20 protein-coding genes are annotated in these 25,794 nt (G+C 45.7%); 7 read left to right on the top strand and 13 right to left on the bottom strand.

What is annotated here, in order from left to right; all coding sequences use genetic code 11:
* The first annotated feature begins 34 nt into the window (after positions 1-34).
* From E3D00_RS08340 to E3D00_RS08315, 6 genes are all read left to right on the top strand, one after another.
* On the top strand, positions 35-412 hold the full coding sequence (locus E3D00_RS08340) for a hypothetical protein (protein ID WP_141461639.1): 378 nt from the start codon (positions 35-37) through the stop codon (positions 410-412).
* Between the two features lie 59 nt (positions 413-471).
* The gene (locus tag E3D00_RS08335; protein ID WP_141461637.1) at positions 472-1,485 is read left to right on the top strand and encodes an L-dopachrome tautomerase-related protein; all 1,014 of its coding nucleotides are present in this window, start codon (positions 472-474) and stop codon (positions 1,483-1,485) included.
* A 15-nt stretch (positions 1,486-1,500) separates the two neighbouring features.
* Complete coding sequence (thrC, locus tag E3D00_RS08330) at positions 1,501-2,901, top strand: threonine synthase (RefSeq protein ID WP_141461635.1); 1,401 nt, start codon at positions 1,501-1,503, stop codon at positions 2,899-2,901.
* A gap of 67 nt (positions 2,902-2,968) precedes the next feature.
* Complete coding sequence (locus E3D00_RS08325; protein ID WP_141461633.1) at positions 2,969-4,234, top strand: M16 family metallopeptidase; 1,266 nt, start codon at positions 2,969-2,971, stop codon at positions 4,232-4,234.
* Entirely contained in the window at positions 4,231-5,565 is a 1,335-nt protein-coding gene (locus E3D00_RS08320) for a TldD/PmbA family protein (RefSeq protein ID WP_141461631.1), read from the top strand. The genes E3D00_RS08325 and E3D00_RS08320 overlap by 4 nt, the downstream gene beginning before the upstream one ends.
* Positions 5,565-6,461, top strand: coding sequence for a Tim44 domain-containing protein (locus tag E3D00_RS08315; protein WP_141461629.1), 897 nt, complete (start codon positions 5,565-5,567; stop codon positions 6,459-6,461). Before E3D00_RS08320 ends, E3D00_RS08315 begins: the two co-directional genes overlap by 1 nt.
* Before the next feature lie 115 nt (positions 6,462-6,576).
* On the opposite strand, the gene E3D00_RS08310 is transcribed toward E3D00_RS08315, so the two are convergent.
* The 7 genes from E3D00_RS08310 to uvrB form a co-directional block, all read right to left on the bottom strand.
* A complete protein-coding gene (locus E3D00_RS08310) occupies positions 6,577-7,524 on the bottom strand; it encodes a heme o synthase (protein ID WP_141461627.1) in 948 nt (315 codons plus the stop codon).
* Positions 7,521-8,702 (bottom strand): heme-copper oxidase family protein, encoded by a 1,182-nt coding sequence (locus E3D00_RS08305; protein ID WP_141461626.1) that lies wholly within the window; start codon positions 8,700-8,702, stop codon positions 7,521-7,523. The genes E3D00_RS08310 and E3D00_RS08305 overlap by 4 nt, the downstream gene beginning before the upstream one ends.
* 106 nt (positions 8,703-8,808) lie before the next feature.
* A complete protein-coding gene (locus E3D00_RS08300; protein WP_141461624.1) occupies positions 8,809-9,471 on the bottom strand; it encodes a class I SAM-dependent methyltransferase in 663 nt (220 codons plus the stop codon).
* 391 nt (positions 9,472-9,862) lie between these two features.
* Positions 9,863-10,837 carry a glutathione synthase gene (gshB, locus tag E3D00_RS08290; RefSeq protein ID WP_141461620.1) on the bottom strand — a complete coding sequence of 325 codons (975 nt, stop codon included), beginning with the start codon at positions 10,835-10,837 and terminating at the stop codon, positions 9,863-9,865.
* 87 nt (positions 10,838-10,924) lie between these two features.
* Entirely contained in the window at positions 10,925-11,416 is a 492-nt protein-coding gene (greB, locus tag E3D00_RS08285) for a transcription elongation factor GreB (RefSeq protein ID WP_141461618.1), read from the bottom strand.
* The gene (locus E3D00_RS08280) at positions 11,416-12,297 is read right to left on the bottom strand and encodes an aldose 1-epimerase (protein ID WP_141461617.1); all 882 of its coding nucleotides are present in this window, start codon (positions 12,295-12,297) and stop codon (positions 11,416-11,418) included. The genes greB and E3D00_RS08280 overlap by 1 nt, the downstream gene beginning before the upstream one ends.
* A 36-nt stretch (positions 12,298-12,333) precedes the next feature.
* Positions 12,334-14,556, bottom strand: a complete 2,223-nt coding sequence (gene uvrB, locus E3D00_RS08275) for an excinuclease ABC subunit UvrB (RefSeq protein ID WP_141462442.1) — start codon at positions 14,554-14,556, stop codon at positions 12,334-12,336.
* A 138-nt stretch (positions 14,557-14,694) separates the two neighbouring features.
* On the opposite strand from uvrB, the gene E3D00_RS08270 reads away from it, so the two are divergent.
* Positions 14,695-15,105 carry a hypothetical protein gene (locus tag E3D00_RS08270; protein WP_141461615.1) on the top strand — a complete coding sequence of 137 codons (411 nt, stop codon included), beginning with the start codon at positions 14,695-14,697 and terminating at the stop codon, positions 15,103-15,105.
* A 37-nt stretch (positions 15,106-15,142) separates the two neighbouring features.
* Here E3D00_RS08270 and E3D00_RS08265 read toward each other — a convergent pair whose 3' ends face one another.
* The 6 genes from E3D00_RS08265 to nfsB form a co-directional block, all read right to left on the bottom strand.
* A complete protein-coding gene (locus E3D00_RS08265; RefSeq protein ID WP_141461613.1) occupies positions 15,143-16,504 on the bottom strand; it encodes an ABC1 kinase family protein in 1,362 nt (453 codons plus the stop codon).
* 4 nt (positions 16,505-16,508) lie between these two features.
* Complete coding sequence (locus tag E3D00_RS08260; protein WP_141461611.1) at positions 16,509-18,326, bottom strand: M3 family oligoendopeptidase; 1,818 nt, start codon at positions 18,324-18,326, stop codon at positions 16,509-16,511.
* A gap of 128 nt (positions 18,327-18,454) precedes the next feature.
* Entirely contained in the window at positions 18,455-22,975 is a 4,521-nt protein-coding gene (gene gltB / locus E3D00_RS08255; RefSeq protein WP_141461609.1) for a glutamate synthase large subunit, read from the bottom strand.
* The gene (locus tag E3D00_RS08250) at positions 22,972-24,402 is read right to left on the bottom strand and encodes an NAD(P)-dependent oxidoreductase (RefSeq protein ID WP_141461608.1); all 1,431 of its coding nucleotides are present in this window, start codon (positions 24,400-24,402) and stop codon (positions 22,972-22,974) included. The genes gltB and E3D00_RS08250 overlap by 4 nt, the downstream gene beginning before the upstream one ends.
* A gap of 206 nt (positions 24,403-24,608) precedes the next feature.
* Positions 24,609-24,971 (bottom strand): hypothetical protein, encoded by a 363-nt coding sequence (locus E3D00_RS08245; RefSeq protein WP_141461606.1) that lies wholly within the window; start codon positions 24,969-24,971, stop codon positions 24,609-24,611.
* A gap of 152 nt (positions 24,972-25,123) precedes the next feature.
* Positions 25,124-25,774 (bottom strand): oxygen-insensitive NAD(P)H nitroreductase, encoded by a 651-nt coding sequence (nfsB, locus tag E3D00_RS08240; RefSeq protein WP_141461604.1) that lies wholly within the window; start codon positions 25,772-25,774, stop codon positions 25,124-25,126.
* Positions 25,775-25,794: the final 20 nt, after the last annotated feature.

Genomic DNA, 25,794 nt, shown 5'->3' with positions numbered 1-25,794 from the left:
AGAAAATCACTTATTGTTATTTAAGAGAATTCTTATGCATCTAGAACAACATATTGGACCGGTTCCGGGACGAATTCATGCAACAGTGCGCCGTGGTGCAACAAGCCGAGTTTTTTCCATTGAAGTCCGGCAGACCGAAACTGGGCATTATATTTCCCTCTTACCAAACGATCGTTGGTCAGACGAATGCAGCAACCTCGAAGAGGCTCTCATGATGCATGCCTCCATGCTTTTTCCTGTAGAGCATACGAAAGATTCTGATTGGTTTACCAACCATATTCCTGCCCCTCGTCCTACTCAATATTTGCCAAATCAGTATTTTATTCCTTCCTCTCGCAGTAATAAAAAAGCACCCCCTCTAAGATTCGGCTGGGCGCCCCCTACTATTACAAAACCCAAAATGCCTACGTAGGACCTTTTTTCTTTCATTTCAGGCTTGCTAATTTTTTTTAGTAAGCCAATCTCGGTGATATGAATAACCGATTTCTATATTCTATCCTCAGTGCCTTATTCGGCATAATATGTACGTCTCCTGCTTTTGCGGAGCATCCGTGGAAAGATGCTCCGCAACAAGCAAAGATTGTGGCGGATACTCCATTTCCCGGTATCAAAACCTCTTCACTTATTGAATTAAGTGCTTCACGCTTACTGGCTTTAACAGAAACAGGGGCCCCAGTTGTTTTAAATCCTGAAACAGGGACTGTTTCTTCTTTAGTTCCCTCACATAAACCCAATAATATTCCCGCCCTTTCAACCCTTACCTATGATCAGACCTATGTATGGGGCATAACCGCTAAAGCTCCGTTTCAACTCCTGAAACTTTCGAAAACGGGTCAGCTTATTCAAACAATTTCTTTAGAAGAATCCATTCAAAAAAATAGTCATCTGACAGCCGTAGCCATTAGCCAAAATTTTGCTTTCATTGCGGATGAAGGGAATCCGGCTCTCATCGCCCTTTCTCTTGAAACCAGAAAGAGCAACAGGTTTCTTTCTTACGACATATCCCTCAAAGGACATCGTCCTCTTCTCCAAAATCACTCTCTTCATACAGGAAAAGATAACCTCCCTGTATCCGGTGGAAATATCCGATATCTTGCTCTGTCCCCTCATAGCCACTGGCTCTTTTACGCTGCGGCTTCTGGACCTCTATATCGAATTGATACAACCTTACTCACAGACCCCAATTTCACCCCAGTTGAACAGCTCGATGGCATCGTTCAATGGAGAGACACTCCCAGTCTGGGAGGGATATCTTTATCAAACCAAAATCTCTTTTTCTTCTCAGATATCACGAATGGAGCCTTATTAGCTTTTGGCCCAGAACGCACTCCTCTCATTATGTTGCATGATCCACGCTTCATAAATGCAGGCGCTTTAACTCCTACAGAAAACAATCAGGTTATGGTCTTCACCACAGAAGCCAATGTTCCTCACATTCTCAAAATCGCGCTGCCATCAACAAGTGTGATTATGCAAAAATTATGATATATAAAGAAAACTATGCGCTACAGATCAACACGAGGTGAGCTCACCGCTCACTCCCCCAACTTCTCCGACATTCTTCTTGCTGGTCTAGCAGATGATGGCGGGCTATATATGCCTGAATTCTGGCCTCAAATTAGCCCTCAAACTCTTCGTGACTGGCGACGCCTTTCTTATCCAGATCTTGCAGCAGAAGTGATTTCTCTCTTCACTGCCGGCTCTATTGATCTGGCTACGTTGCGTACAATGACACATGATGCTTACAAGCATTTTGATCATGCAGCCGTCGCTCCGCTCAGTGAAGTTGAGCAAGATCTCTACGCTCTTGAGCTTTTTCATGGCCCTACCTTGGCGTTCAAAGACATGGCCATGCAAATGTTGGGCCGTTTATTTGACCATGTTCTCACAGAACGCAATCAAAACGTAACCATTGTTGGGGCAACATCCGGCGATACAGGATCTGCGGCAATTGAAGCCTGTCGTGGTCGTGAACGCCTTTCTGTGGTTATTCTTCATCCAAAAGGCCGGACATCTGAAGTTCAACGTCGCCAGATGACAAGCGTCTTGGATGACAACATTCTCAATATCGCTGTCGACGGGGATTTCGATACCTGCCAAGACATCGTAAAAGCCATGTTCGCAGACAAGGCTTTTCGTGATGATGTCTCTCTCTCTGCCGTAAACTCTATCAACTGGGCGCGTATTGCAGCCCAAATCCCTTACTATATCCGCGCGGCACTCGCACTTGGCGCTCCAGACCGAGAAGTTTCTTTTTCTGTTCCGACAGGAAATTTTGGGAATGTTCTTGCCGCATGGGCAGCCAAACAAATGGGTTTGCCCATTAAACGTTTATGCATTGGCTCAAACCGAAATGATATTCTAACGCGCTTCCTCGTCGATAATGACATGAGCGTCCGCAAAGTAGAGCCCAGTCTTTCACCATCGATGGATATTCAGGTTTCTTCAAACTTTGAGCGTCTCTTGTTTGAACTCCTGGATCAAGACCCAGTGCGTTGTGCCACCATCATGAAAGATTTCCGTCAAACAGGACGTATGGCTGTCCCTCAGGATGCTTGGATGCGTATGAAGGAATCCTTTGATGGAATGACCTTGTCTGATGAGCAAACCAGCGCAGCAATGCGTAAATTCTATGCAGAAAGTTTGTATCTGGCAGACCCACATAGTACGATTGGACTCGCTGTCGGGAAAGAGTTTAAAGAGCCGGGAATACCTATGGTAGCTGCGGCTACAGCTCACCCAGCCAAGTTCCCAGATGCCGTAAAAGCGGCAACCGGGCTTGACCCTAAGCTTCCCCCTCATTTGGCGGATCTTTTTGAGCGTGAAGAACGGTTTGATTCTCTTGGCAACGAACTCGCCACAATCCAGCAAGCCGTTCGTGACCACATGAAACGTAAATAAATAACTTGTTCTCTTTGTCAGGCTCCCCATCTTAGGGAGCCTAATCTTTTTTTTCTTACGGAAAATTATGTCCGATACAATTCAGGTTACTACACTCGATAACGGATTAACGATCATCACAGAGCGTATGGAGCGCGTTGAAACCGTCTCTTTTGGAGCCTATGTTTCTATCGGCACACGTGATGAAAATGTCGAAAATAACGGCGTCTCCCATTTCCTTGAGCACATGGCCTTTAAAGGAACAGAACGCCGTTCTGCTGCCCGTATTGCAGAAGAAATTGAAAATGTTGGCGGCTTTATTAATGCTTATACAGCACGTGAAACAACGGCCTATTATGTAAAGCTCTTAAAAGAAGACCTTGCTCTTGGGGTGGATATTATTGGCGATATTCTAACCCACAGTACATTTTTAGATGCTGAAATTGAACGCGAACGTGGGGTCATCTTACAAGAAATTGGCCAAGCCAATGATACGCCAGATGATATCATTTTTGACCATTTCCAAGAGAGTGCATTTCCCGACCAACCAATGGGACGTCCTATTTTGGGAACCTCTGAGCTAGTTTCCAATATGACCCGTGAAACACTCATGAACTACATGAAAGAACATTACACGACACATAACATCACGATTGCCGCAGCAGGCAATCTACACCATGATGATGTTATTGAACTCGTCAAAAAACATTTTAAAGACCTCCCTACTCACCAAGTAGAGCGTTCACATCAGGCACATTATACTGGGGGCGATCTTAGAACCTCTCGTGAATTAGATCAGGCTCATCTTCTCTTAGGCTTCCCATCCGTAAGCTATCGTCATCCTGATTATTATAATGTCATGATCTTATCCACCCTTCTTGGAGGGGGAATGTCCTCGCGTCTCTTTCAGGAAATTAGGGAGCGACGTGGCCTTGTCTATAGCGTTTATTCTTTTGCATCTTCTTTCAATGATAGCGGATTATTCGGCATTTATGCTGGCACTGGTGAAGAAGAAACAGCCGAGCTCGTACCTGTCGTCATAGACGAACTTAAACGGTTACAGAATGGTATCAGCGCAGAGGAACTGTCTCGCGCAAGGGCACAACTCAAATCTGCGCTCCTGATGTCGCTGGAAAGCACAGGCAGTCGCTGTGAACAACTAGCCCGGCAGATGCAAGTTCATGGGCGCCCCATTCCTATTGAGGAAACCGTTGCTAAAATAGACAACGTGACAGAAACCGATATTCTACGTGTCGCTGCCGAGTTGTTCTCAGGCACTCCAACATTTACCGCTATTGGTCCTGTAAAAAACCTTCCCTCTCTTGAGGATATTTCTGCAAGGCTTGCTGCATGAAAATAACAGACCATATTGAAACGCTTTTATCTGCCGCCCGCCGACATGGCGCAGACCACGCGGATGCTATTTTCACCCATAGCGAATCAGAATCTGCCATGGTCCGCCAAGGAGCACCAGAAGGGATTGAGCGTTCAGAGAGTGTCGCTATTGGTTTGCGTGTTTTCCGCGGGCAGCGCATTGCCTCTGTCTCAACAAGTGTCTTGAATTCTGCCGAATTTGATAAGCTTGCTGAACAGGCCTGTGCTATGGCCCTTGTCGTTCCAGAAGACCAGTTCGCTGGCCTCGCCCCGGATGCCATGATCGGCTCATTTGATGCTTCAGGGCTTGATCTACAAGACCATACAACCCCCAGCATGGATCAACTCATCCAAAAAGCACGTACCACGGAAGAAATATCTCTATCCTTCCCTGATATTACCAATAGTGGTGGTGCGTCATCCGGCTATAGCCGAACAACAATTGCTTTAGGCACCTCAGCTGGATTTTTAGGCCACTACACTCGTACAGGTTATTCAACGGGTGTAAGCGTATTGGCCGGAACAGGTAATGCCATGCAACGGGACTATGCCTATCATAGTGCTGTTCATTTTGAGGATTTAGAAACACCTGAGATCATCGGGAAGCGTGCTGCTGAACGCACTTTGGCACGCTTTAACCCCTCCCGCCCCAAAACAGGGACATATAGTGTCATTTATGACCCTCGGGTTTCCTCAAGTTTGCTCGGCCACCTTGCCGGAGCAATTAATGGGGCCGCAATTGCACGAGGTACATCTTTCCTAAAAGATGCTCTTAACACCCAAATACTACCATCGAACCTGACTATCCTTGATGACCCTCGGCGTATTCGGGGCCTTGCCTCTCGTCCTTTTGATGCAGAAGGATGCTCTGTTGAAGCACTCGAGTTCGTGAAAAATGGTGTTTTGCAAAACTGGCTTCTCGATACCCGAAGCGCTCGTCAATTAGGTGTGAAATCCAACCATAGAGCAAGCCGCGGTGTCACCTCTCCACCAAGCCCCAGCGTAACAAACCTTTCTCTTTCACCTGGCACTCTTTCTATTGAAGAATTACGCTGCGATATTAAAGAGGGAATTCTCATCACAGAAATGATGGGATCTTCTATTAATATGTTAACAGGAGACTATAGCCGTGGCGCAGCTGGGTTTATGATCCGCAATGGAGAAATAGCCGAACCCATTGCAGAGTTTACAATAGCAGGTAACTTAAAAGACATGTTTTCACGCATGATCCCCGCTAACGACCTTTTATTCCGGAGCAGTGTCAACGCACCCAGCATCCGGATTGATAATATGAGCATCGCAGGACTGTAATGAAAAACCTTCGCCTTTTCTCCCTTACATGCACTCTCCTTTGTGCCATTGGCACTGCCGATGCACGTGCAGGAGGCGGAATGTCTCTTGGTAGTCGTGGGTCACACACTTGGAGCCCTCCACCAAGAACATCGGTTAGCCCAAGCTGGGTACGACCAATGGATCGTACCGCCACCCCACAACCGAATAACCCTGCCTTTAATGGCCCAATGCAACCTCGGCCCATGCCAAATAATTATGGCATGCCCGGATACCGTCCCCCTCTCACAGCACGCCATCCTTTTTTAACAGGATTTATGGGTGGAATGCTGGGAGCAGGTATTATTGGCCTTCTCAGCGGACATGGCTTCCTATGGGGCTTTCATGGCTTGGCATCTTTAATTGGTTTCCTTTTTCAGGCGCTCATCATTGCCGCGCTTATTATTTTTGTTATTCGTCTCTTTGCCCGTCGTAATAACAACGGTGCTCAAAATACAGCCAATCACCCACCTGTAACATTGGTGATGGATGATTATCAGACGTTTAAAAGCTTACTTTTTGATATTCAGGCTGCTTGGAGCGCTCAAAACCTACGTGCTTTGTCTTCTATGGCGACGCCTGAGATGGTCAGCTATTTTAGTGATCAACTTTCAGAACTCAGCAGCCGAGGCGCACGCAATGTTGTCTCTAATGTTCAGTTCCAGCACGGGGACCTTTCCGAAGCGTGGCGTGAAGGCAACCTCACATATGCAACCGTAGCCATGCGTTATTCCATGATCGACGTTACAACAGATCAATTCGGGAATGTCATTGACGGGAGCTCAACCAACCCTGTCACAGTGACAGAACTTTGGACATTTGTCCGTGCAGATGGCCGAGGCAACTGGATGCTTTCAGCTATACAGCAAGGTGGCTAACCACTAAACCGAATAAATGTGATGATATAAATCATAGCAGCGAGGAGGATTACTCCTCCTGCTATACCCATAATACGGCTTTGCCGGCGCTTAAGCGCTAATTCCTCATTTGTTTTCACGATAGCAAAACCCGATCAATTAAAAGACCACAAAATAATAAAAACAAATAAGCCAATGAATAACGAAAAGCAAAACGAGCTGGTTTATCTTTTGTGAGACTCACTCCTTCAGCGTCCTGTTGATCAAGCAAAACGCGTATAGCACACAGAATAAATCCTAAATCCAACACGCTAGTTGTTGCTGTATAAAACCATCCTGTTTCATGAAAGAATGAGGGCGTTAACGATACAGCAGTTAGCACAAATGTATAAAGTAGAATTTGCCACCGTGTGTGCCGCGCTCCTTTCACAACCGGCAACATCGGAATGCCTGCATTGCCATAATCTTTACACGCATAAAGTGCGAGCGACCAAAAATGAGGGGGCGTCCACAAAAATACGACGGCAAACATAGAAACGGGCAACACAGCCATGGAATCCATAGAAGCAGCCCACCCAATCATCGGAGGGAACGCACCGGCTGCACCACCAATTACAATATTCTGTGGCGTCCGTCGCTTAAGCCACATCGTATAAATAACGCCATAAAAGAATATAGAAAATGCGAGAATGCCGGCAGCCAATGCATTGGTTGCTAACCACAATATAACAACCGATAAAACAGAAAGAATAATTCCATAAATTAGCGCGCTGTCAGCCGACACACGCCCAGCTGGAATAGGACGCACGTTTGTGCGCTTCATAATCGCGTCAATATCGCGATCATACCACATATTAATTGCACCGGCGGCACCCGCTCCGATGCAAATACATAAAATAGTAATAAGCCCGATCGGAACAGAAGGCCATTGAGGCGCCACAGCCATCCCTGCAACGCCCGTGAAAACAACTAGCGAAATTACTCTGGGCTTTAAAAGAGAAAACCACTCTCTTAATGAAGAATCACGTTCATGCCCTAAAATAGAAAAAAGGCCCGTTGGAATGGATGGTGTTACGTCACTCATATTCTTACTCGGCTTTGCTCTGCCGCTTTAACCAAAGAGAGGCCCAGCAATCCAAACGTAAGGAGACTTACCCCCATCATTCCTTCTCCCATAATCATTAACGAGGGGAGTAAAGAACAAAGAGCCCCAAAAAAAGTTAAACCTGCATGTATACGGCATAATGTTGAAGGAAAGCCCGATGGATATAGCTTTTGTATCCACGCGTATAAACCACAGCATAAAGCCATTACGCCACCAAAGGAGGCCGCTGTATGTTCAACAAAAGAACCAGAATAAAGAAATTCTGTAACCCAGCTGATCCCAAAAAGAATAAGACTAGCTACAGCCCATAAGGTTACACCCGTGAGTTCACGGCGTGTGTTCCAAGCATCCCAACATACAGCCAGCACTAGAAATGAGACCGGAATTAGCTGTGTAAGCAGAAACAAATACTTTTCCAGCACTAATGGAAACGCACCAAACAAACTATCTAACCAGCATAACGGACCAATAACGGCAATAATACCGAAAATATATGACGCAATTCTAAATGAAAGTGCGGATGTTTTGTTCGTTTTCGCCAACAAAACATGACAGACCAACCCGAGCGCTGGGGTGATCATCAAAGCCTGTTCTGGAAGATAAAGAATATGTGCGAGTGTATATACTTTGCTGACCGAACTCTCATCCACAACTAAGCGTGTCACAAGAGCAGCAAGAGCCGAAGCTATAATAATTGCACCCGATGCTGTTGCTAGAACAGACCATGCGAAAGGCGAAATATTTTTAAAAGAAACAGACCTTCCTTCTAAGAAGGTCGTAATAACATCTAAAGCAACGCATAAAATACCAACAGACCAACACAATACCCCCAAAACAGGCTGAAGGGGTAACAAAACGATCCCGGCGGACAAAAAGCATAAGCCGGCAACCGTTGCGACTGGTAAAGTCGAATGCTTGACTTTTAATTCATCAGAAAGAAAAAAATTCCAAAAGCCACCTAAAACTGCAGGGCACATGACATAAAAAGTCATTAAAATTCCATGGCAAAAAACTTGCCCTGCGGTGGACTCTGTCGGCAGTTTAAGAAAAGCGAGTGCTCCCCCTAAAAGGCCGGCAAACAAAGCAAGAAGAATAAAAGAGACCCCTATCCTTCTGGCTGGAATAACGTTCCGTGTTGTAAATGCCTGATTGATCATAATGCGTATTAAATCTCGGTCCCTTGCAGCAGAGCCCTATATGTAAGCGTCAAAATATTCTGTGAATGATAATATTCATTCACAGATCAGGCGACTAAAAGGTTATTTAACCTACACTATCCTTAATATGAGGCAATGTCACAAGAGTAAAAAGACCTAAAGGGGGCACGGGAATACGTGTAGCTCGATTTAAATCTTCAGGGGGCAGCAGAGCTTCAATCGCGAAATCTGGGTGCCATCCTAAAGAATGTGACGCACTGGCCATAGCTCTTTCAATCGCTAGACGTACACCACCGGTCGCTAAGAAGTGATTAACAAACAATATATATCCACCGGGACGAACAACACGCTTCAATTCAGCTAAAAGCCGATCGGGATGCGGCACAACAGAAGCGACAAACATGGCAACAGCGATGTCAAAGCTATTATCCTCAAAAGAGGTTGCCTCGGCATCCATCTCCAGCAAATCATCTACGTTGGTGAGGCGCTCTTTCAAAACACGTTGATGCGCACGCTCCAACATATCTTTGGATAGGTCTATCCCGGTAATGCGCTTATGGCGCGCATATGAAGGAAGAGCGAGACCTGTTCCCACTCCCACTTCTAATACACGCTCACCAGGTAAGCCATTCACGGCAGCGACAGCTCTCTTGCGCCCATAACCCGAGACCCCACCAAAAACAGTATCGTAAACTCGGGCCCATCGGCGGTAAGCTGCTTTAACAGCCTCCGCATCCAAGGCAGAACGCGGTGATAGGGTTGAGGACATATATGTGTGACCTTCTGTGTCTGCTCTCTTTTTGTTAAAAGAGCATATCCGGAACTTGGTTCAATTGGCCCCTTCTTGCCCTTGTTCATAGGTCTCTGGCAAGAGTTAGTGGAACAATCTGCGATGAAATTTGTTAATTTTCTATTGGAGGCACACAATGTTGAACTATTTTCTGATTATCTTTTCAATCATTGCATGGATAGGCATCTATGCTTTTTATTTCAGACACGATTTATTATTCTGGCTTGAGAATAAATTTACCCCTGAACGAAAGCCAAAATTAAAGCCGGGCCAAAAAATTGAGCCTATCTCATACGCTCAACCTAAAATTGATGAAAAAAGCTCCGAGCAGAAGGCAGAATAATTCCTCTGCCTTCTGATCAACAACCTTCTAAAAACGCTTCTCAATAGCGTCCCAGATTAAACCTGCACTGTTGATTTTATTAAAACGATCCAGCTCCTGAAGCCCAGTTGGAGATGTTACATTAATTTCTGTTAACCAATCTCCGATCACATCAATTCCTGTGAAAATCAGACCATGGTCACGTAAATACGGTCCGATAGACTCGCAGATTTCAAGATCACGTTCTGTTAAATCAACTGGCTCAGGACGCCCTCCAACATGCATGTTGGAGCGAGTCTCTCCATCAGCAGGAACACGGTTAATGGCCCCGATAGCTTTTCCGTCCACCAGAATAATTCGTTTATCCCCTTTGCGGACCGCCGCTTCATACCGTTGAATCATTAATGGTTCACGGGAGCGAGCAAAATGCATTTCCAGCAATGCTTTTAAATTACCATCATCCGGCTTAATGCGAAAAATACCTGCCCCACCATTTCCATAGAGTGGCTTTACGATGATATCCCCATGCTTCTGTCGAAAAGCATCAATATCACGAGAATCCCACGCAATGAGTGTCGGAGGCATCAGCTGAGGGAAATGCGTTACAAGTAATTTTTCAGGAGCATTCCGAACCGAAACAGGATCATTCACGACTAAAGAGCGCCCTTTTCCCACTCCGTGAATATGCTCCAAAAGGTGGGTCGCTGTAATATACCCCATGTCAAATGGAGGGTCCTGACGCATCAACACAACGTCCGTATCATCACCTAAAGAGAGAATTTCCTCTTTTTCAAAAGATGCGTGATGTCCATGCTCACGTTTCACTTTTACGCGGCGGGCATGTGCTTTAACACGCCCTTGTTTACCGCCTCCCTCATCCAAACTCAGAGAGGTTACAGGATATACCCAAAGCTCATGTCCACGCGCTTGAGCTTCAAGCATAAGAGCAAAAGTAGAATCTGCATCGATATTCACCTGCTCTAGCGGATCCATCTGCACAGCAACACAAAGTGATTGAGACATTAAGGGAAACCCCGATTAGAATAATAATCTACTCTCTCTAGCGAGAGATGAGTAATTCTCAAAACTTTGATTTCTCAAAGCTACCTTTTAATCTGGATACACAATCTTCAATATTTCAATCTCCACTGGTCCTTTTGGAGTATGTAATATCACCTCATCCCCTACCCGTGTCCGCATCAGGGCGCGAGCGACAGGTGAAATCAGACTTACTTCGCCTCGTGCAAAATCTGATTCATCAACTCCTAGAATCGTTACGGTATATTCCTGATCCTCTTCATCAACATATGTCACAGTTGCACCAAAGAAGACCTGATCCCGCATACTCTGCGATGCAGGATCAACAATTATGGCATTTTCCAAACGCTTTGTTAAAAAGCGCAAGCGACGATCTATTTCACGCAGACGCCTCTTTCCATACTGATAGTCAGCATTTTCTGAACGATCTCCATTGCTTGCAGCCCAAGAAACAATTTCAACAATCCGTGGTCGCTCTTTTTGTGCCAACTCCTTCAGTTCTGCACGCATAACCTCAGCACCCCGAGGCGAAAGATAATAAGAGAGCGGTGTTTTCTCAGACATTAAAGGCTCTTAATATGAAAACGCATGCGCCCACCAAGCTGTGCGCCGGGTTTTAAAATATGCAATCCACGATCTGACACCTCTGGGTGATTAATCGCATCGGTCATATTCGTTACAGGCTCAACAGCAACAAAAGGTCCATCCGGAGATGTAAAAACAACTAGATGAGAGAATAATGGGGCAGACTCGATTGAGACGCTCACGCCATCATCTGGGCGTTGTAACTCTACATGACCACCAAACTCATTAAAACAATGATCGATAAAGCGTGCATGCACATCTTTTAAATGATGGAAAGACCATTCTCCTTCCGTAGGAATACGCTCCGTAGGCAACCCATCTGGCGTCGTCAGCCAAACAGATTCTGCATCAAACTTTAAATTTGCTTTTCCCTGTGCTGCCAAAAAGGGATGATACCCCAAGCCAACAGGCTGATTAACACGATCCCTATTTTCGATTGCAATGACAACGTCCAGATAACTCTCATGTAATTGGTAAGATAAAACAGCACGATAAGCAAAAGGCCATTCAGCATCTTGACCTTGAGGGGTGTGATCAAATGTCAAAACAACAAAATGATCCCCTTCATGAGCAACAGTCCATTCGTGCTCCCAAGCATTGCCATGAATGGTATGAGGATGATCCGCCATATTTTCTGCAAGCTGATATGCTTTTTCTTCAAAAGAAAAGCGACCATTTGCAATACGGTTAGAGTACGGGATCAAAGGATATGCCCCAACAGCCACTCCTCGCTGAGCTTTTAAAGCATCATTCGATACTGGCAAAAAGATATCTTTGCCATCCCACTGCCATTCTCCAATGGCTCCTCCAACGTCAGGCAGAATAGTAAGACGGCTTTTCCCACGCTTTAATTCAATCATTCACTTTGATCCCCTAACTTCTGAAACAAACTCACTTTAACTTTTGGTACGCCTTTTTCCTCGCTGGGTTTTTGCAGGATCATACCCGCCTCCTCCGGGACCGAGAGGTTTAGGAGGGCCTTTGGGTTTTTTACCACTACTTCCCGGACGACCCGCCGTTGACGTTGCAACCGGAGGAGGCTCTAACCCCATATCAATCGCTTCCAAACGCCTTACTTCATCACGCAACTTTGCGGCCAACTCAAAGTCCAAATTAGCAGCGGCATCACGCATCTGCTTCTCAAAATCTTTGATCGTATCTTTGAGCGATTTTCCAACAAGCTGCTCGACGCCACCTGTATCATCAGGCGAAACTGTAACATAATCCTGCTCGAAAATCGAAGAAAGCGCATCACCAATTTTAGAACGAACGGTCTGAGGTGTAATCCCGTGTTCTTCATTCCAGGCAATTTGTTTTGAACGACGGCGTTCTGTTTCATCCATCGCAAATTGCAAGCTTTGAGTGATCTTATCCGCATAAAGCAGCACACGACCATCAACATTTCGAGCCGCACGCCCAATCGTCTGAATAAGAGACGTTCTTGATCTTAAGAAACCCTCTTTATCTGCATCCAAAATCGCCACGAGAGCACATTCTGGAATATCAAGCCCCTCCCGAAGAAGGTTAATCCCAACTAAAACATCAAAAGCACCCAAACGAAGGTCCCGAATAATCTCGATACGTTCTAACGTATCGACGTCCGAGTGCAGATAACGGACCTTAATCCCGGCTTCCGACAAATAATCTGTAAGATCTTCAGCCATTCTTTTGGTCAAAGTGGTAACCAAAATACGACCACCTTTTGCCACTGTCGCACGGCATTCATGAAGCAGATCATCTACCTGTCCCTCAACAGGGCGAACATCCGTTACAGGATCTACCAAGCCGGTCGGACGAATAATCTGTTCTGCAAACACACCACCAGTTTGTTCCATTTCCCATGGACCGGGGGTCGCAGACACGAAAACACTTTGTGGCCGAAATGCATTCCACTCACCAAAGGAAAGCGGCCGATTATCAATACAGGAAGGCAAACGAAACCCATAATCAGACAGGACTGATTTCCGGGCTCTATCTCCCCTTTCCATCCCTCCAATTTGAGGAACCGTTACATGGCTTTCATCAACAATTAAAAGCGCATCTTCTGGTAAGTATTCAAACAAGGTTGGAGGCGGATCACCGGGGCCACGGCCAGATAAATACCGGGAATAGTTCTCAATCCCTTTACACGCCCCTGTCGTTTCAATCATTTCCAAATCAAACGTCGTGCGTTGAGAAAGCCGTTCCGCCTCTAATAACTTACCTTCATCGGTAAACTGCTGAAGGCGTTGTTTTAACTCCTGCTTAATCCCAATCATTGCCTGATTAAGGGTTGGCCTAGGCGTCACATAGTGAGAGTTCGCATACACGCTAATTTCAGCCAGATCCCCTGTTTTATTCCCCGTTAATGGGTCAAACTCAATGATCTGATCAATTTCATCACCAAACAATGAAACACGCCATGCGCGGTCTTCATTCTGAACCGGGAAAATATCAATCTGCTCCCCACGCACACGGAAAGTTCCCCGTTCAAAGGAGGCATCATTACGCCGATATTGCAGTTCAACTAATGCCTTAATAAGCTTATCACGATCAATTTCGCCTCCTACCTCAAGGCGAACCACCATCTTTGAATATGTTTCAACAGACCCAATACCGTATATACATGAAACAGACGACACGATGATAACGTCATTCCGCTCAAGCAAAGCCTGCGTTGCAGCGTGACGCATCCGGTCAATCTGCTCGTTAATCTGGCTGTCTTTTTCAATATATGTGTCTGAACGCGGAACATACGCTTCAGGCTGATAATAATCGTAGTAAGACACAAAATATTCCACAGCATTATCTGGGAAAAACTGCTTCATTTCTCCATATAGCTGCGCTGCAAGCGTTTTATTGGGGGCCAAAATCAAGGTCGGCTTTTGGGTTTTTTCAATGACTTTTGCCATTGTGAAAGTTTTACCAGACCCGGTGACCCCGAGCAGAACCTGATCTCGCTCTGCTCTTTCTACACCAGCGACCAACTCCGCGATTGCCGTTGGCTGATCTCCTGCTGGATCATAATCAGACTTTACGACAAATTTGTTCGTTTTAGGCTTCGGAGGTTGTTTCTCCGGAATGAAGGCCGTCATAGGCCGTGCGTCTGCATTACGGTGAGCGGGTTGTTTTTTTGCCATTAAAATAAAATGGGGCAAAGAACTCAATCTCTCAAGAGGTGTTTATATTTTAGCAGGCAAATACCTAACTTTTTATCATTCATTATTCTCACTGGATGATAATGTAATTTGTTTTCTTCTCGTATCAGGAGCTAAAAAGTGGATATCCAAACAGTTGAGCAAACATACAATCAATTAGTCCAACAATCACAACAATCAGCACAGGCCTTACAAAACCTTGCCAATAAAATGCAATCTGCCGCGCAAAACGGCGATATGCAAGCACGTGAGTGGTCGCTAGACCTGCGTGAGCTGGCTCTCTCTTTTCAAGCTGAACAACAGCAGGTTGCCAATCTTCTTCAACAGCTCCACTCCGCTATGGAGAACGCCTCCAACATGCAGCAGGGCTATGCTCAACAACCTCAAGCGCCTGTACAGGTTGTCGAGCAACAACAGCAACCTGCAAGCGGCAACTTTCTCTCTAACATCCTAAACTCCGGCTTTGCTCGCTCTGTCGAAGCTGGTGCTGGTTTTGGTATTGGGAATGATCTCATCAAAGAGATTTTTTAACCCATAAAGGGACACAAATTTTTGTGTCCCTTCTCTCTCATTTAGATGACAACGGCACAGGAACTTGCGCCTTTCTCAAAGCTTCTTGCTGGCGAGCCGCTAATACATCCACATTAAAACCTTCAATAAGCTCTTGAAAGAGTTCGTGCCAGTTTAGACGCGCACCTAAACGCAAGAAAGCGCTTCCCAAACCAATTGCAGAGCGATCCATTAAAATGAACTCACGTGGTATTTTTATTCCACCCGTTCTTTTAAGGCCTTCATAAACACGCTCCAGAACCTGACGTGCCTCAATTTGACTATTGCTCTCGTCCATTGACCATACATTATCTGTCATCAACGGACGGTAGAAGAAACGGGCCCACTCATTTAAAACTTGTGCCGTTTCACGCGAGATTCCTTTAAAACCCCACTTGCTATACGCATGAAATGCTAAATCTTCATCGTTGTTTATCAAGGCATTATACAAATCTATAACCCCCTCAACAAATTGAGGAGAGAAGATCCGAACAGCGCCAAAATCAAGTAAATTCAAGCCATAATCATCACGCACGGTAAAATTCCCCATATGAGGGTCACCATGAATCACCCCATATTGATAAACAGGGGTATACCATGCCTTAAATAACGCCTTTGCCATCTTATTACGTTCTTCCAACGGAAGATCCTGCCCAAGAATAGTTTTCATATCCCGGCCAGTTTGCCAATCCATCGTTAACAAGCGACCTGTAGAATAATCTTCAATTGGCTTTGGAACCGTTACTTCTGGTATATGCGCAAGCATATTCCCGTATAAACGTAAGTGCGATGCCTCCCGTCGATAGTCCAACTCCTCTCGCAAACGGTCAGACAATTCCAAATATACGTCATCCTGACGAATAGTCGTTTCAAAATGCTTATATAAACTCAAAACAGCTCTGAACTGACGCAGATCAGAATCAACCGCGCCTTGCATGTCGGGATATTGAAGCTTGCAGGCCACTTCCCGTCCATCTTTTAACCGCCCGCGGTGCACCTGCCCTAATGATGCTGCGGCAACAGCATCATGAGAAAAACTTTCAAAATGTTTTTCCCAATCTCTACCAAGCTCCGCCATCATCCGACGCCGAACAAAGCTCCATCCCATAGGCGGCGCGTTAGACTGCAAATGTGCAAGCTCATCTGCATATTCATCCGGCAAGGCACCTGGAATGGTGGATAAAAGCTGAGCCGCTTTCATTAAAGGGCCTTTTAACCCCCCTAATGCAGCCTTCAACTCTTCCGCATGAACGGCCTTATCTGTCTTTATCCCTAGCCGATTACCGGCCATACGAGCTGCGATCCCGCCAACAGCACCCGATGTCCGGGCCATTCGCCGTAATTCACCCATAAAACCGATATTATCGAGATCGCGCGCCATAATTTCAGCCTTCCTGCTCGAGCTGATCAATCAGACCCGATATAACATCTAACCCTTTACGCCAAAAATCAGATTTCGTCGCATCTAAACCAAAGGGCGCCAATAACTCTTTATGCCGTAATGTTCCACCGGCTTCTAACATCGTCCGATATTTTTCAGAAAAGCCCTCTGGCTGCTCCTGATATACACCATACAAGGCGTTTACCAGACAGTCCCCAAAAGCGTAGGCATACACATAAAATGGAGAATGAATGAAGTGCGGAATATATGACCAGTAAGCATCATAGTCTGGAGTAAAGTGAAAAGCCTCTCCTAAGCTACGCTCTTGCACCTCACGCCAGATTTCTCCAATCCTTTCAGACGAAAGCTCTCCTTTTGCACGTTCCTCATGGACGCGCACTTCAAACTGATAAAACGCAATCTGCCGAACAACCGTATTCAGCATATCCTCAACTTTAGAGGCCAACAGATGCCGTTTCTTCTTAGGATCCGTCTCTCGATCCAATAAAGATTGGAACGTGAGCATTTCTCCAAAAACAGATGCTGTTTCAGCAAGAGTTAACGGCGTTGCTGAATTAAGATACCCTTGCTTTTGCCCCGCAAGAATCTGATGAACTCCGTGCCCTAACTCATGAGCCAGCGTCATCACATCCCGTGCGCGTCCATGATAATTCATTAAAATAAATGGGTGTGCTGAAGGCACGGTTGGATGAGCAAATGCTCCAGCCGATTTTCCCGGAAGAGGCGCTGCATCAATCCACGGATGCATCAAAAACCGCTCAACTAACTTTCCTAATGCAGGGTCAAAGTTCGTATAGGCATTACGAACAATCTCTTTCCCCTGATCCCAAGAAAGAACCGTATCTGGCACTCCTGGAAGCGGTGCATTCCGATCCCAATGTTCCAGCTTATCCAGACCAAGCCATTTTGCCTTCAGCTTATAGTAACGATGAGCCAAACGTGGATAAGCCTCATCAACAGCGGCCACCAACGCATCAACCACTTCATCTTCAACCATATTGGCACGGTTGCGACTGCTCATCGGGCGTGGATAGCCCCGTAATTTATCACCAATCGCCTTATCTTTTGCCAGCGTGTTGGTAATCATCGTTAATAGACGTGAATTCTCTTGCAACACTTTACTGATTTGTTCTGCCGCCGCTTTACGCTTATCCCGGTCAGAACTGGTCAGCATATTAAACGCCTCACCTAACGGCTTCACTTGATCTTCTAAAGTGACCGTTAAAGATGCCATCGTTTCATCAAATAATCTGTTCCAAGCAGAACGCCCTGTTACAGATTTATCCATTAAAACCTGCTCAACCTCATCTGAGAGTTGATAAGGACGAAATACCCGCAAATCCCTTAAATAAGGCTTCCACTTCTGCATTTCAGAAGCCGATAAAAGCCCTTTGATCTGCTCATCATCCAATCTGTTTATTTCAAGACTGAAAAATAAAAGATATGCTGAGATATCTGTCATTCTTTCCTGCACACCTTGAGCAAAACGCCCCCATGCAGGATCTGTCGTGTGCGCTGCAAAGCCTAGCTGAGAGAAAGAGGCAATCCTTCCCAAGCCTTCTTCAATACGCTCATATTCTGCGAACGCTGTTGCCAAAGCTTTCCCATCGACTTGATGGAGCTTTCCTTTCCATTCCTGTGAGAACGTCTTTGATGCTTTTTCAAGGTGAGAAAAATCAGATTCAATCTTTGGATCGTCAAATGATGTATAAAGATCTGACAAATCCCAACGAGGAGGCACTTCCATACCCTCGCCCATAGCAGATGAATGGTTATTAGCGTCAAACTTTATTTTATCCATTTTTCAAACCCAAAACGTCATTTCAATAAATTAGATAAATAATAACAGGCTTTTATATAAATATCCAAAAACAGAAAATAAGCCAGCAAGATCAATGGCAAGGATCGTACTGGCTTATGATTTACTTCTTATGCCGAAAGTTGCGTTAAATCTTCCTGAACGTAACCAATTACTTTCGCATACTCACGTGGAACAATATGCCAGAACTGGGATAAAGTTTGCTCCCAACGGTGCAACAAATCCTTGGCATAAACGCTTTCTGTCTCAGCGATATGACGTTCAATTAACTCCCGTAAATCTTTTTCCCAAACACTTCCGGCAGGCACTCTGTTCCAAAGAACCGTATCAGGGTTAATACGCTCTTCAAACCGCCCCCCCTCATCGAGAACATAAGCCATTCCACCAGTAAACCCGGCCCCAAAGTTATCTCCTGTTTCCCCCAAGATAACCACTTTCCCACCAGTCATATATTCACAAGCGTTCGAGCCACATCCTTCTATAACAGCAATAGCTCCTGAATTACGCACGGCAAAACGTTCTCCCGCCTGCCCAGCGGCAAAAAGCGAACCACTCGTTGCGCCATAAAGTACCGTATTCCCAATAATCGCATTTTCTTCAGACCGCCATTGAGCCATGGGAGACTGACGCACAACAATCGTGCCGCCGGATAGCCCTTTCCCTACATAGTCATTCGCATCACCAACAACATCCAGCTTAAGCCCCTGAACGGCAAAGGCTCCTAGAGACTGACCAGCCGAACCGCGCAAAGAAAGGGTCAAGTGCCCTTCCGGCAAACCATGCATGCCAAACTGCCGGGTAATTATACCCGATGTACGCGTTCCAATCGCACGATGTGTGTTCTGAACATTATAATGCAAATGGAGCTTTTCACGACGCTCAAACAAAGGAACAGCATCGGCTACAATTTGAGCATCTAGCGTTTCAGGCACTTCATTGCGCCCTTTACGAGTGCAATACCGCTCATGCTCGCCCGTATCTGCCTGCACCAGCAATGAATTCAAATCAAGGTCATCAAGATAATTTGCACCACGATGGATCTGACGCAACATATCCGTACGGCCGATAATCTCAGCCATGGAGCGAACCCCTAGCTCTGCAAGGATATGACGAATATCTTCAGCGATCAGGGTAAAAAGATTAATAACTTTCTCTGGAGAGCCCTCAAATTTGGCACGCAAGCTCTCATCCTGCACACACACACCAACTGGGCATGTATTCGAATGGCACTGTCTCACCATAATACATCCCATCGCAACGAGAGCAGCCGTCCCAATTCCGAACTCTTCTGCCCCCAACATGGCGGCCATAACCACGTCACGGCCTGTTTTAATACCTCCATCTGTGCGCAATACCAAACGATGCCGCAGACGGTTCAACATCAAAACCTGATGCGCTTCACTTAAACCCATCTCCCATGGCAGCCCTGCATGATGAATGGAAGATTGAGGGCTCGCCCCAGTCCCACCTGAATGACCTGAAATAAGAATAGCATCCGCTTTTGCTTTGGCTACACCCGCAGCAATCGTACCAATCCCTGTCCGAGCCACCAGTTTGACCGTTACCGTAGCGGTTGGATTAACCTGCTTTAGATCATAAATCAGCTGTGCCAGATCTTCGATTGAGTAAATATCATGATGAGGTGGAGGGGAAATCAATGTAACGCCCGGCGTGGCATGGCGTAAACGCCCGATGAGTTCCGTTACCTTAAATCCTGGAAGCTGCCCTCCTTCTCCCGGTTTCGCCCCCTGAGCCATCTTGATTTCAATTTCACGGCAATCATTTAAATATTGCGCCGTTACACCGAAACGACCTGAAGCCACCTGCTTAATAGCGGATGATGCATTATCACCATTAGGGCGCGGCTTAGCACGCTCTGCATCTTCTCCCCCCTCCCCAGAATCAGATTTCGCGCCAATACGGTTCATGGCAATCGCTAATGTCTCATGTGCTTCTGGGCTTAACGCACCAAGAGAGATACCGGGTGCTACCAAGCGGCGGCGGATCTGTGTAACACTCTCAACCTCATCGAGAGGGATTGGAGTATGATTAGGTTTGAAGTCCAACAAATCACGCAAAGCAACAGCAGGCATCTTCCGAACAGCATCCGCATAACGACGATATAGCGTGTAGCTGTTCGCGGACACCGCAGTCTGAAGCATATGAATAAGCTGACCGGAAAAAGCATGTGTTTCACCTTGCCGGCGGAGCTTATATCGACCTCCAATAGGAAGAGGTTCCACCTTCTCATCCCATGCCTTGGCATGCGCTTTAAGCAGATTCCGCGCTATTCCCGGCAAACCAATTCCAGAAATACGAGAGGGCATTCCCGGGAAAAACTCTGCAACTAAGGCACGAGATAAGCCGATCGCTTCAAAATTATATCCCCCACGATAGGCTGATATGATTGAAATACCGGACTTGGACATGATCTTCAAAAGACCTTTATCCACTGCTTTTCGATAGCGCTCCATGGCCTCACGCAGTGACATCTGGCCAAAAAGCCCACGCTGAACACGATCGGCAATACTATATTGCGCCAAGACAGGGTTAACCGTAGTTGCCCCTACCCCAATAGTAACAGCAATAGCATGAACATCTATCGCCTCTGATGTGCGAACATTCAATGATGTAAATGTTCTCAAAGAGTGCCTTACCAAATGAACATGCACAGCAGCTGTGGCCAAAATCATCGGGATAGCAACCCGCTCTGGGCCAATATTCTCATCCGTCAAGAAGAGATGAGTACACCCACCTCGAACATGATCTTCGGCCTGCGCCCGTACCGCAGCAATCGCCGCTTTTAACCCCTCCTCACCATCGGCCACAGGGAAGGTACAATCAATCAAAGCAGCGTCTTCACCACAGACACGTCTTAGCTCGTCAAATTCACCATTTGTGAGAATGGGACTAGGCAACTGAAGCAAATCACACTGTTCTGGTCGTTCATCCAGAATATTTCCTAAATTCCCTAGCCGCGTAATCAGGCTCATCACCCGTGTTTCACGTAATGAATCAATCGGAGGGTTGGTAACCTGACTAAAGCCTTGTCGGAAGTAATGAGACAAGTTCCGATAGAACTTTGATATTACCTGTAAGGGAGTATCATCTCCCATTGAGCCCAACGCTTCAGAAGCCGTCTCTACCATAGGGTGAAGAATTGTTTCCAACTCTTCATACGTCAGGTTAACCGTCATTTGGTGGCGCCTTAAAAGATCAGGCGCCATGGCATCAGGCTCTACAACATCTCGTACGATAGGTTCGATATCCTGCGTACGCTTAACCCATTCCTTAAAGTCATGCCGGGAAGCCAGCATGTCTAAAAGTTCATTAGGTTTATATAAACGGCCTTCTTTTAAATCCAATGCTAATGTTTGCCCCGGACCAAGCCGGCCCCGCCCACGCAGTTGGCCATCAGGAACGCGCACCATTCCTGTCTCTGAACCTACAATGAGTAAATTATCTTGTGTGATTGAATATCTGAGCGGCCTTAATCCTGCGCGGTCTAACCCTGCAACCACCCAACGCCCATCTGTTGCACATAATGCTGCAGGGCCATCCCATGGTTCCATAATGGCATTACAATACCGGAACATGGCTTTCGCTTCAGGAGAAATATCTGAATTTGCTCCCCCTGAAGCAGGGACAAGTAATGTTTTCACAAGAGGTGCAGAGCGACCTGCAAACGTCAACAATTCAAAAACATTATCCAGCATCGCCGTATCAGAACCCGCGGCTTGCACAACAGGTTTCAGATCATCCATATATGGATCAAGATCTGGATGCGCGAGGCGTGTTTCATGCGAACGCATCCAGTTAGTATTACCTGAAATTGTGTTAATTTCACCATTATGGGCTACTTTTCGGAAGGGCTGAGCCAGCTTCCACGTAGGAAACGTATTAGTAGAATAACGCTGATGATAAATAACAAAGCGCGAAACAAACCTTGCATCCAACAAATCCGGATAAAAATCAGTCAAGTTTTCAGCTAAAAACATCCCTTTATAAATGACTGATCGGCATGACATAGAACAAATATAAAGGTCTATGTGCTGACGAGTGGCTTGCTTTTCGATACGCCGCCTAAGAATGTATAAATCTCGCTCGAAAGCATCTTCATCTTTGCCGAGCGTATTACGGATCATAATCTGTTCAATTTCAGGGCGGGTCTGATTGGCCTTTTCACCAATACACGCTGTATCGATAGGCACTTGCCGCCAACCATAAATACCGTACCCAAAGTTTAGAACTTCTGTTTCAATGATCTGCCGGCCACGCTCCTGCGCTGCCAAATCTGTTTTAGGCAGGAAAACCATTCCAACGGCAATACGGCCTTCAATACGGTCTGCGCTTGAACTGTCATGAATGGCTTCAACAAAAAAATCCTGTGGGATTTCAACGTGAATACCTGCTCCATCCCCCGTTTTGCCATCTGCATCGACCGCACCACGATGCCAAATGTTTTTCAACGCCTCAATGCCAAGTTCTACAACACGCCTTGAGGCTTGGCCATCCAATGATGCGACCAAACCCACACCACAGGAATCACGCTCCTGCGTTGGATCATATAGCCCCTTCAATCGCTCAGCATTCTGATTATATTCTTGAATGAAATTCATGTTCTGGCTCATTCTGCGGCCTCCAACATATGATCTTTTGTCAATGATTTATGAATAGCATCCGCTGCATCACGACCATCTTTAATGGCCCACACCACCAAACTGGCGCCCCGCACAATATCACCGCCTGCAAACACACCAGGTGCACTTGTTTGGAAGCCTCCCGGTGGAACACTCAACGTGCCCCATTGAGTGACAGCCAAATCAGGCTGGTTCCAAATTTCGGGAATGTTCTCTGGTTCAAACCCCAACGCACGAATGACTAAATCAGCTTCAAGCAACGTTGTTTCCCCGGTCCCTTCAATTGAACGACGACCAGACATATCAGGAGCACTTAAGCGCATTTTCTGAACACGCACAGCTTTTACACCCTGCGCATCCCCAACAAACTCTTCTGGAGCAGCGAGCCATTCAAACTGTGCCCCCTCTTCTTCCGCATTATAAACTTCCTGCCGGGAGCCCGGCATATTCTCACGATCCCGTCGATAAACACAGACGACTTCTTTTGCGCCCTGTCGAATGGATGTCCGCACACAATCCATGGCCGTGTCTCCACCACCAATCACGATAACCCGACGGTCTTTCGCATGAAGAGCGGTGTCCTCTTTCGGGTCTTCATTATATCCGCGGCGGTTAGAGGCCATTAAGAAATCAATAGCATCTACGACACCACTTAAATTCGCTCCCGGCACATCAATCGCTCGAGATCGATACACCCCAGTGGCTAGAAACACAGCGTTATGCCGCGTCCTCAAATCATTAAGAGATATATCTCCTTCACCAATTGCTGTTGAAAGGTGAAAGATTATGCCTTGCTCTTCTAAAATTTTATGACGACGAGCAACAACGTGTTTTTCCAGCTTAAAGCTTGGAATACCATACGTTAAAAGACCACCGACACGATCTTGCCGCTCATAGACATGCACTTCATACCCGCGACTACGCAACCGCTCAGCACACGCCAACCCCGCCGGCCCCGAGCCAACGATTCCAACACTTAACCCAAGTTCATGAAGCGGCGTGCGTGGCTCAACCCATCCATTTTCAAAGGCGTTTTCCGTTATAAAGCGCTCTACCGCCCCAATTGTTACGCTTTTAAAATCTTTTTGAATAACACAATTTCCCTCACACAAACGATCTTGAGGGCATATACGACCACATATTTCTGGGAAGGTATTCGTCGCAGAGGAGATTTCGTATGCTTCTTGCAGTCGGTTCTCTGCTGTTAATTTAAGCCAGTCAGGGATGTCATTTCCTAAAGGACAATGAACAGAGCAAAAAGGTATCCCACACTGCGAGCATCGAGAAGACTGCTCTTCCGCACGGCTTAACGCAAACCCTTGATAAATTTCTCCGAAATCTTGCCTACGCTCTTCTGCGGAACGTTTTTCTGGAAGAATTTGGGGGTGCGTTACGAATTTAAGCATTCGTTTAGCCATACGTCTATCTCCTCAGGATAAGCTGCGCCCAAGGCACTGTTACTCTCCTTTTTCAACAGCTATGACGTATATCAATTAGAATAGTCAGCAATGCTGACATAATTTAAAAACAATCTATCGTATTTTTTAAATTATTATTTATGTTATAGAGAAATATGTCCGTTTCGGACCTTTTAAAGGCCCGAGACGGTTCCATTATCACACAATTACTCAAAATTGATTTTGCTAATATCAACAACTGGAGTTGCTGTTACCACGGCGTATTTAAAGTAATCAGTTCCCTCAAGTAAAAACGCATCCATAATAGCACCGCTGTAATAAGCATAAGCATCTTTTTCTATATCTTCATTATTATTATCACCATCCTTAAACAAAAAGAATTGCAATACGTTTTTATCGACCAATACTTTAAAAAATGCTTCTTTTTCATGGTGTGGGGAAATCATAATATAACATTGATGCCCGTCCCGCTCTTCAACCCTCCATGTATCGATAACACCATCTCGTATATCTTGATTAAATTTATTGAGTAATTCTTGAGAGTTTTCTGTAAAAAACGTTACGGACATAGTTACCTCCATACATACGCATTTAATCATCAAATTTTAATGTAAAATACTCCAATAACCATCTCATAAATTATCAATTTATTTTGTTTATGATCATAAATCACGTGATTGTGTCTGACTTCATAAAACACAGTCAGACACCCAAATTTATTTTAAATTTTTGAAAAAACGTCCTCTTCAGAAAAACGTGACTTTGCCACTCTTGCATTCTCATCATCTTCAGCCCGATAGCCAAGAGCAATAATAACCGTCGCATTAAGCCCTTGTTCCGGCAAATTGAACTCAGCATTTAAAATAGCAGGATCGAAACCCTCAATCGGCGTTGAATCCACACCCAACATCGCCGCGGACAACAAAATAAATCCCAAAGCAAGATACACCTGTTTTTGAGCCCACGCTTCAATTCCCCCTACATGCAAGCGCGATGCAATATACCCTTCTCGTCTTACTAACGCTTTTTCAACATTATCCTGCCCCGATATCCGTCCATCCTTTTCTTCCTGACGGACAAGTTTTTCCTGGTACTCCGAAGACAAATCTTCCCGAGCACACAAAACAATCACATGTGATGCATGCATAATCCGCTCTTGATTGAAGGCAAAAATACCCGCCGCAGACTTCGCAATACGGGCTTTCCCTTCAGCAGAATCTGCAAGTAAAAAATGCCACGGCTGAGAGTTCACAGAAGAAGGACTAAGCCGCAAAGACGCTTTCAATTGCTCTATAATCTCATCTGGAATACGTCGCTCAGGATTATACATTTTTGTTGTGTAACGCGACTTTAAAGCATCCATTATATTCATAAATACCTCTCTAATATCCT

The organism is Swingsia samuiensis, from assembly GCF_006542355.1.
GTDB classification, from domain to species: Bacteria; Pseudomonadota; Alphaproteobacteria; order Acetobacterales; family Acetobacteraceae; genus Gluconobacter; species Gluconobacter samuiensis.
The sequence above is the reverse complement of the archived record's forward strand: the minus strand, read 5'-3'. Positions and strand labels throughout refer to the sequence as shown.

Coding starts and splice junctions, on each gene's coding strand:
- E3D00_RS08340 (WP_141461639.1), top strand. CDS start 35: ATGCATCTAGAACAACATATTGGACCGGTTCCGGGACGAATTCATGCA.
- E3D00_RS08335 (WP_141461637.1), top strand. CDS start 472: ATGAATAACCGATTTCTATATTCTATCCTCAGTGCCTTATTCGGCATA.
- thrC (WP_141461635.1), top strand. CDS start 1,501: ATGCGCTACAGATCAACACGAGGTGAGCTCACCGCTCACTCCCCCAAC.
- E3D00_RS08325 (WP_141461633.1), top strand. CDS start 2,969: ATGTCCGATACAATTCAGGTTACTACACTCGATAACGGATTAACGATC.
- E3D00_RS08320 (WP_141461631.1), top strand. CDS start 4,231: ATGAAAATAACAGACCATATTGAAACGCTTTTATCTGCCGCCCGCCGA.
- E3D00_RS08315 (WP_141461629.1), top strand. CDS start 5,565: ATGAAAAACCTTCGCCTTTTCTCCCTTACATGCACTCTCCTTTGTGCC.
- E3D00_RS08310 (WP_141461627.1), bottom strand. CDS start 7,524: ATGAGTGACGTAACACCATCCATTCCAACGGGCCTTTTTTCTATTTTA.
- E3D00_RS08305 (WP_141461626.1), bottom strand. CDS start 8,702: ATGATCAATCAGGCATTTACAACACGGAACGTTATTCCAGCCAGAAGG.
- E3D00_RS08300 (WP_141461624.1), bottom strand. CDS start 9,471: ATGTCCTCAACCCTATCACCGCGTTCTGCCTTGGATGCGGAGGCTGTT.
- gshB (WP_141461620.1), bottom strand. CDS start 10,837: ATGTCTCAATCACTTTGTGTTGCTGTGCAGATGGATCCGCTAGAGCAG.
- greB (WP_141461618.1), bottom strand. CDS start 11,416: ATGTCTGAGAAAACACCGCTCTCTTATTATCTTTCGCCTCGGGGTGCT.
- E3D00_RS08280 (WP_141461617.1), bottom strand. CDS start 12,297: ATGATTGAATTAAAGCGTGGGAAAAGCCGTCTTACTATTCTGCCTGAC.
- uvrB (WP_141462442.1), bottom strand. CDS start 14,556: ATGGCAAAAAAACAACCCGCTCACCGTAATGCAGACGCACGGCCTATG.
- E3D00_RS08265 (WP_141461613.1), bottom strand. CDS start 16,504: ATGGCGCGCGATCTCGATAATATCGGTTTTATGGGTGAATTACGGCGA.
- E3D00_RS08260 (WP_141461611.1), bottom strand. CDS start 18,326: ATGGATAAAATAAAGTTTGACGCTAATAACCATTCATCTGCTATGGGC.
- gltB (WP_141461609.1), bottom strand. CDS start 22,975: ATGAGCCAGAACATGAATTTCATTCAAGAATATAATCAGAATGCTGAG.
- E3D00_RS08250 (WP_141461608.1), bottom strand. CDS start 24,402: ATGGCTAAACGAATGCTTAAATTCGTAACGCACCCCCAAATTCTTCCA.
- E3D00_RS08245 (WP_141461606.1), bottom strand. CDS start 24,971: ATGTCCGTAACGTTTTTTACAGAAAACTCTCAAGAATTACTCAATAAA.
- nfsB (WP_141461604.1), bottom strand. CDS start 25,774: ATGAATATAATGGATGCTTTAAAGTCGCGTTACACAACAAAAATGTAT.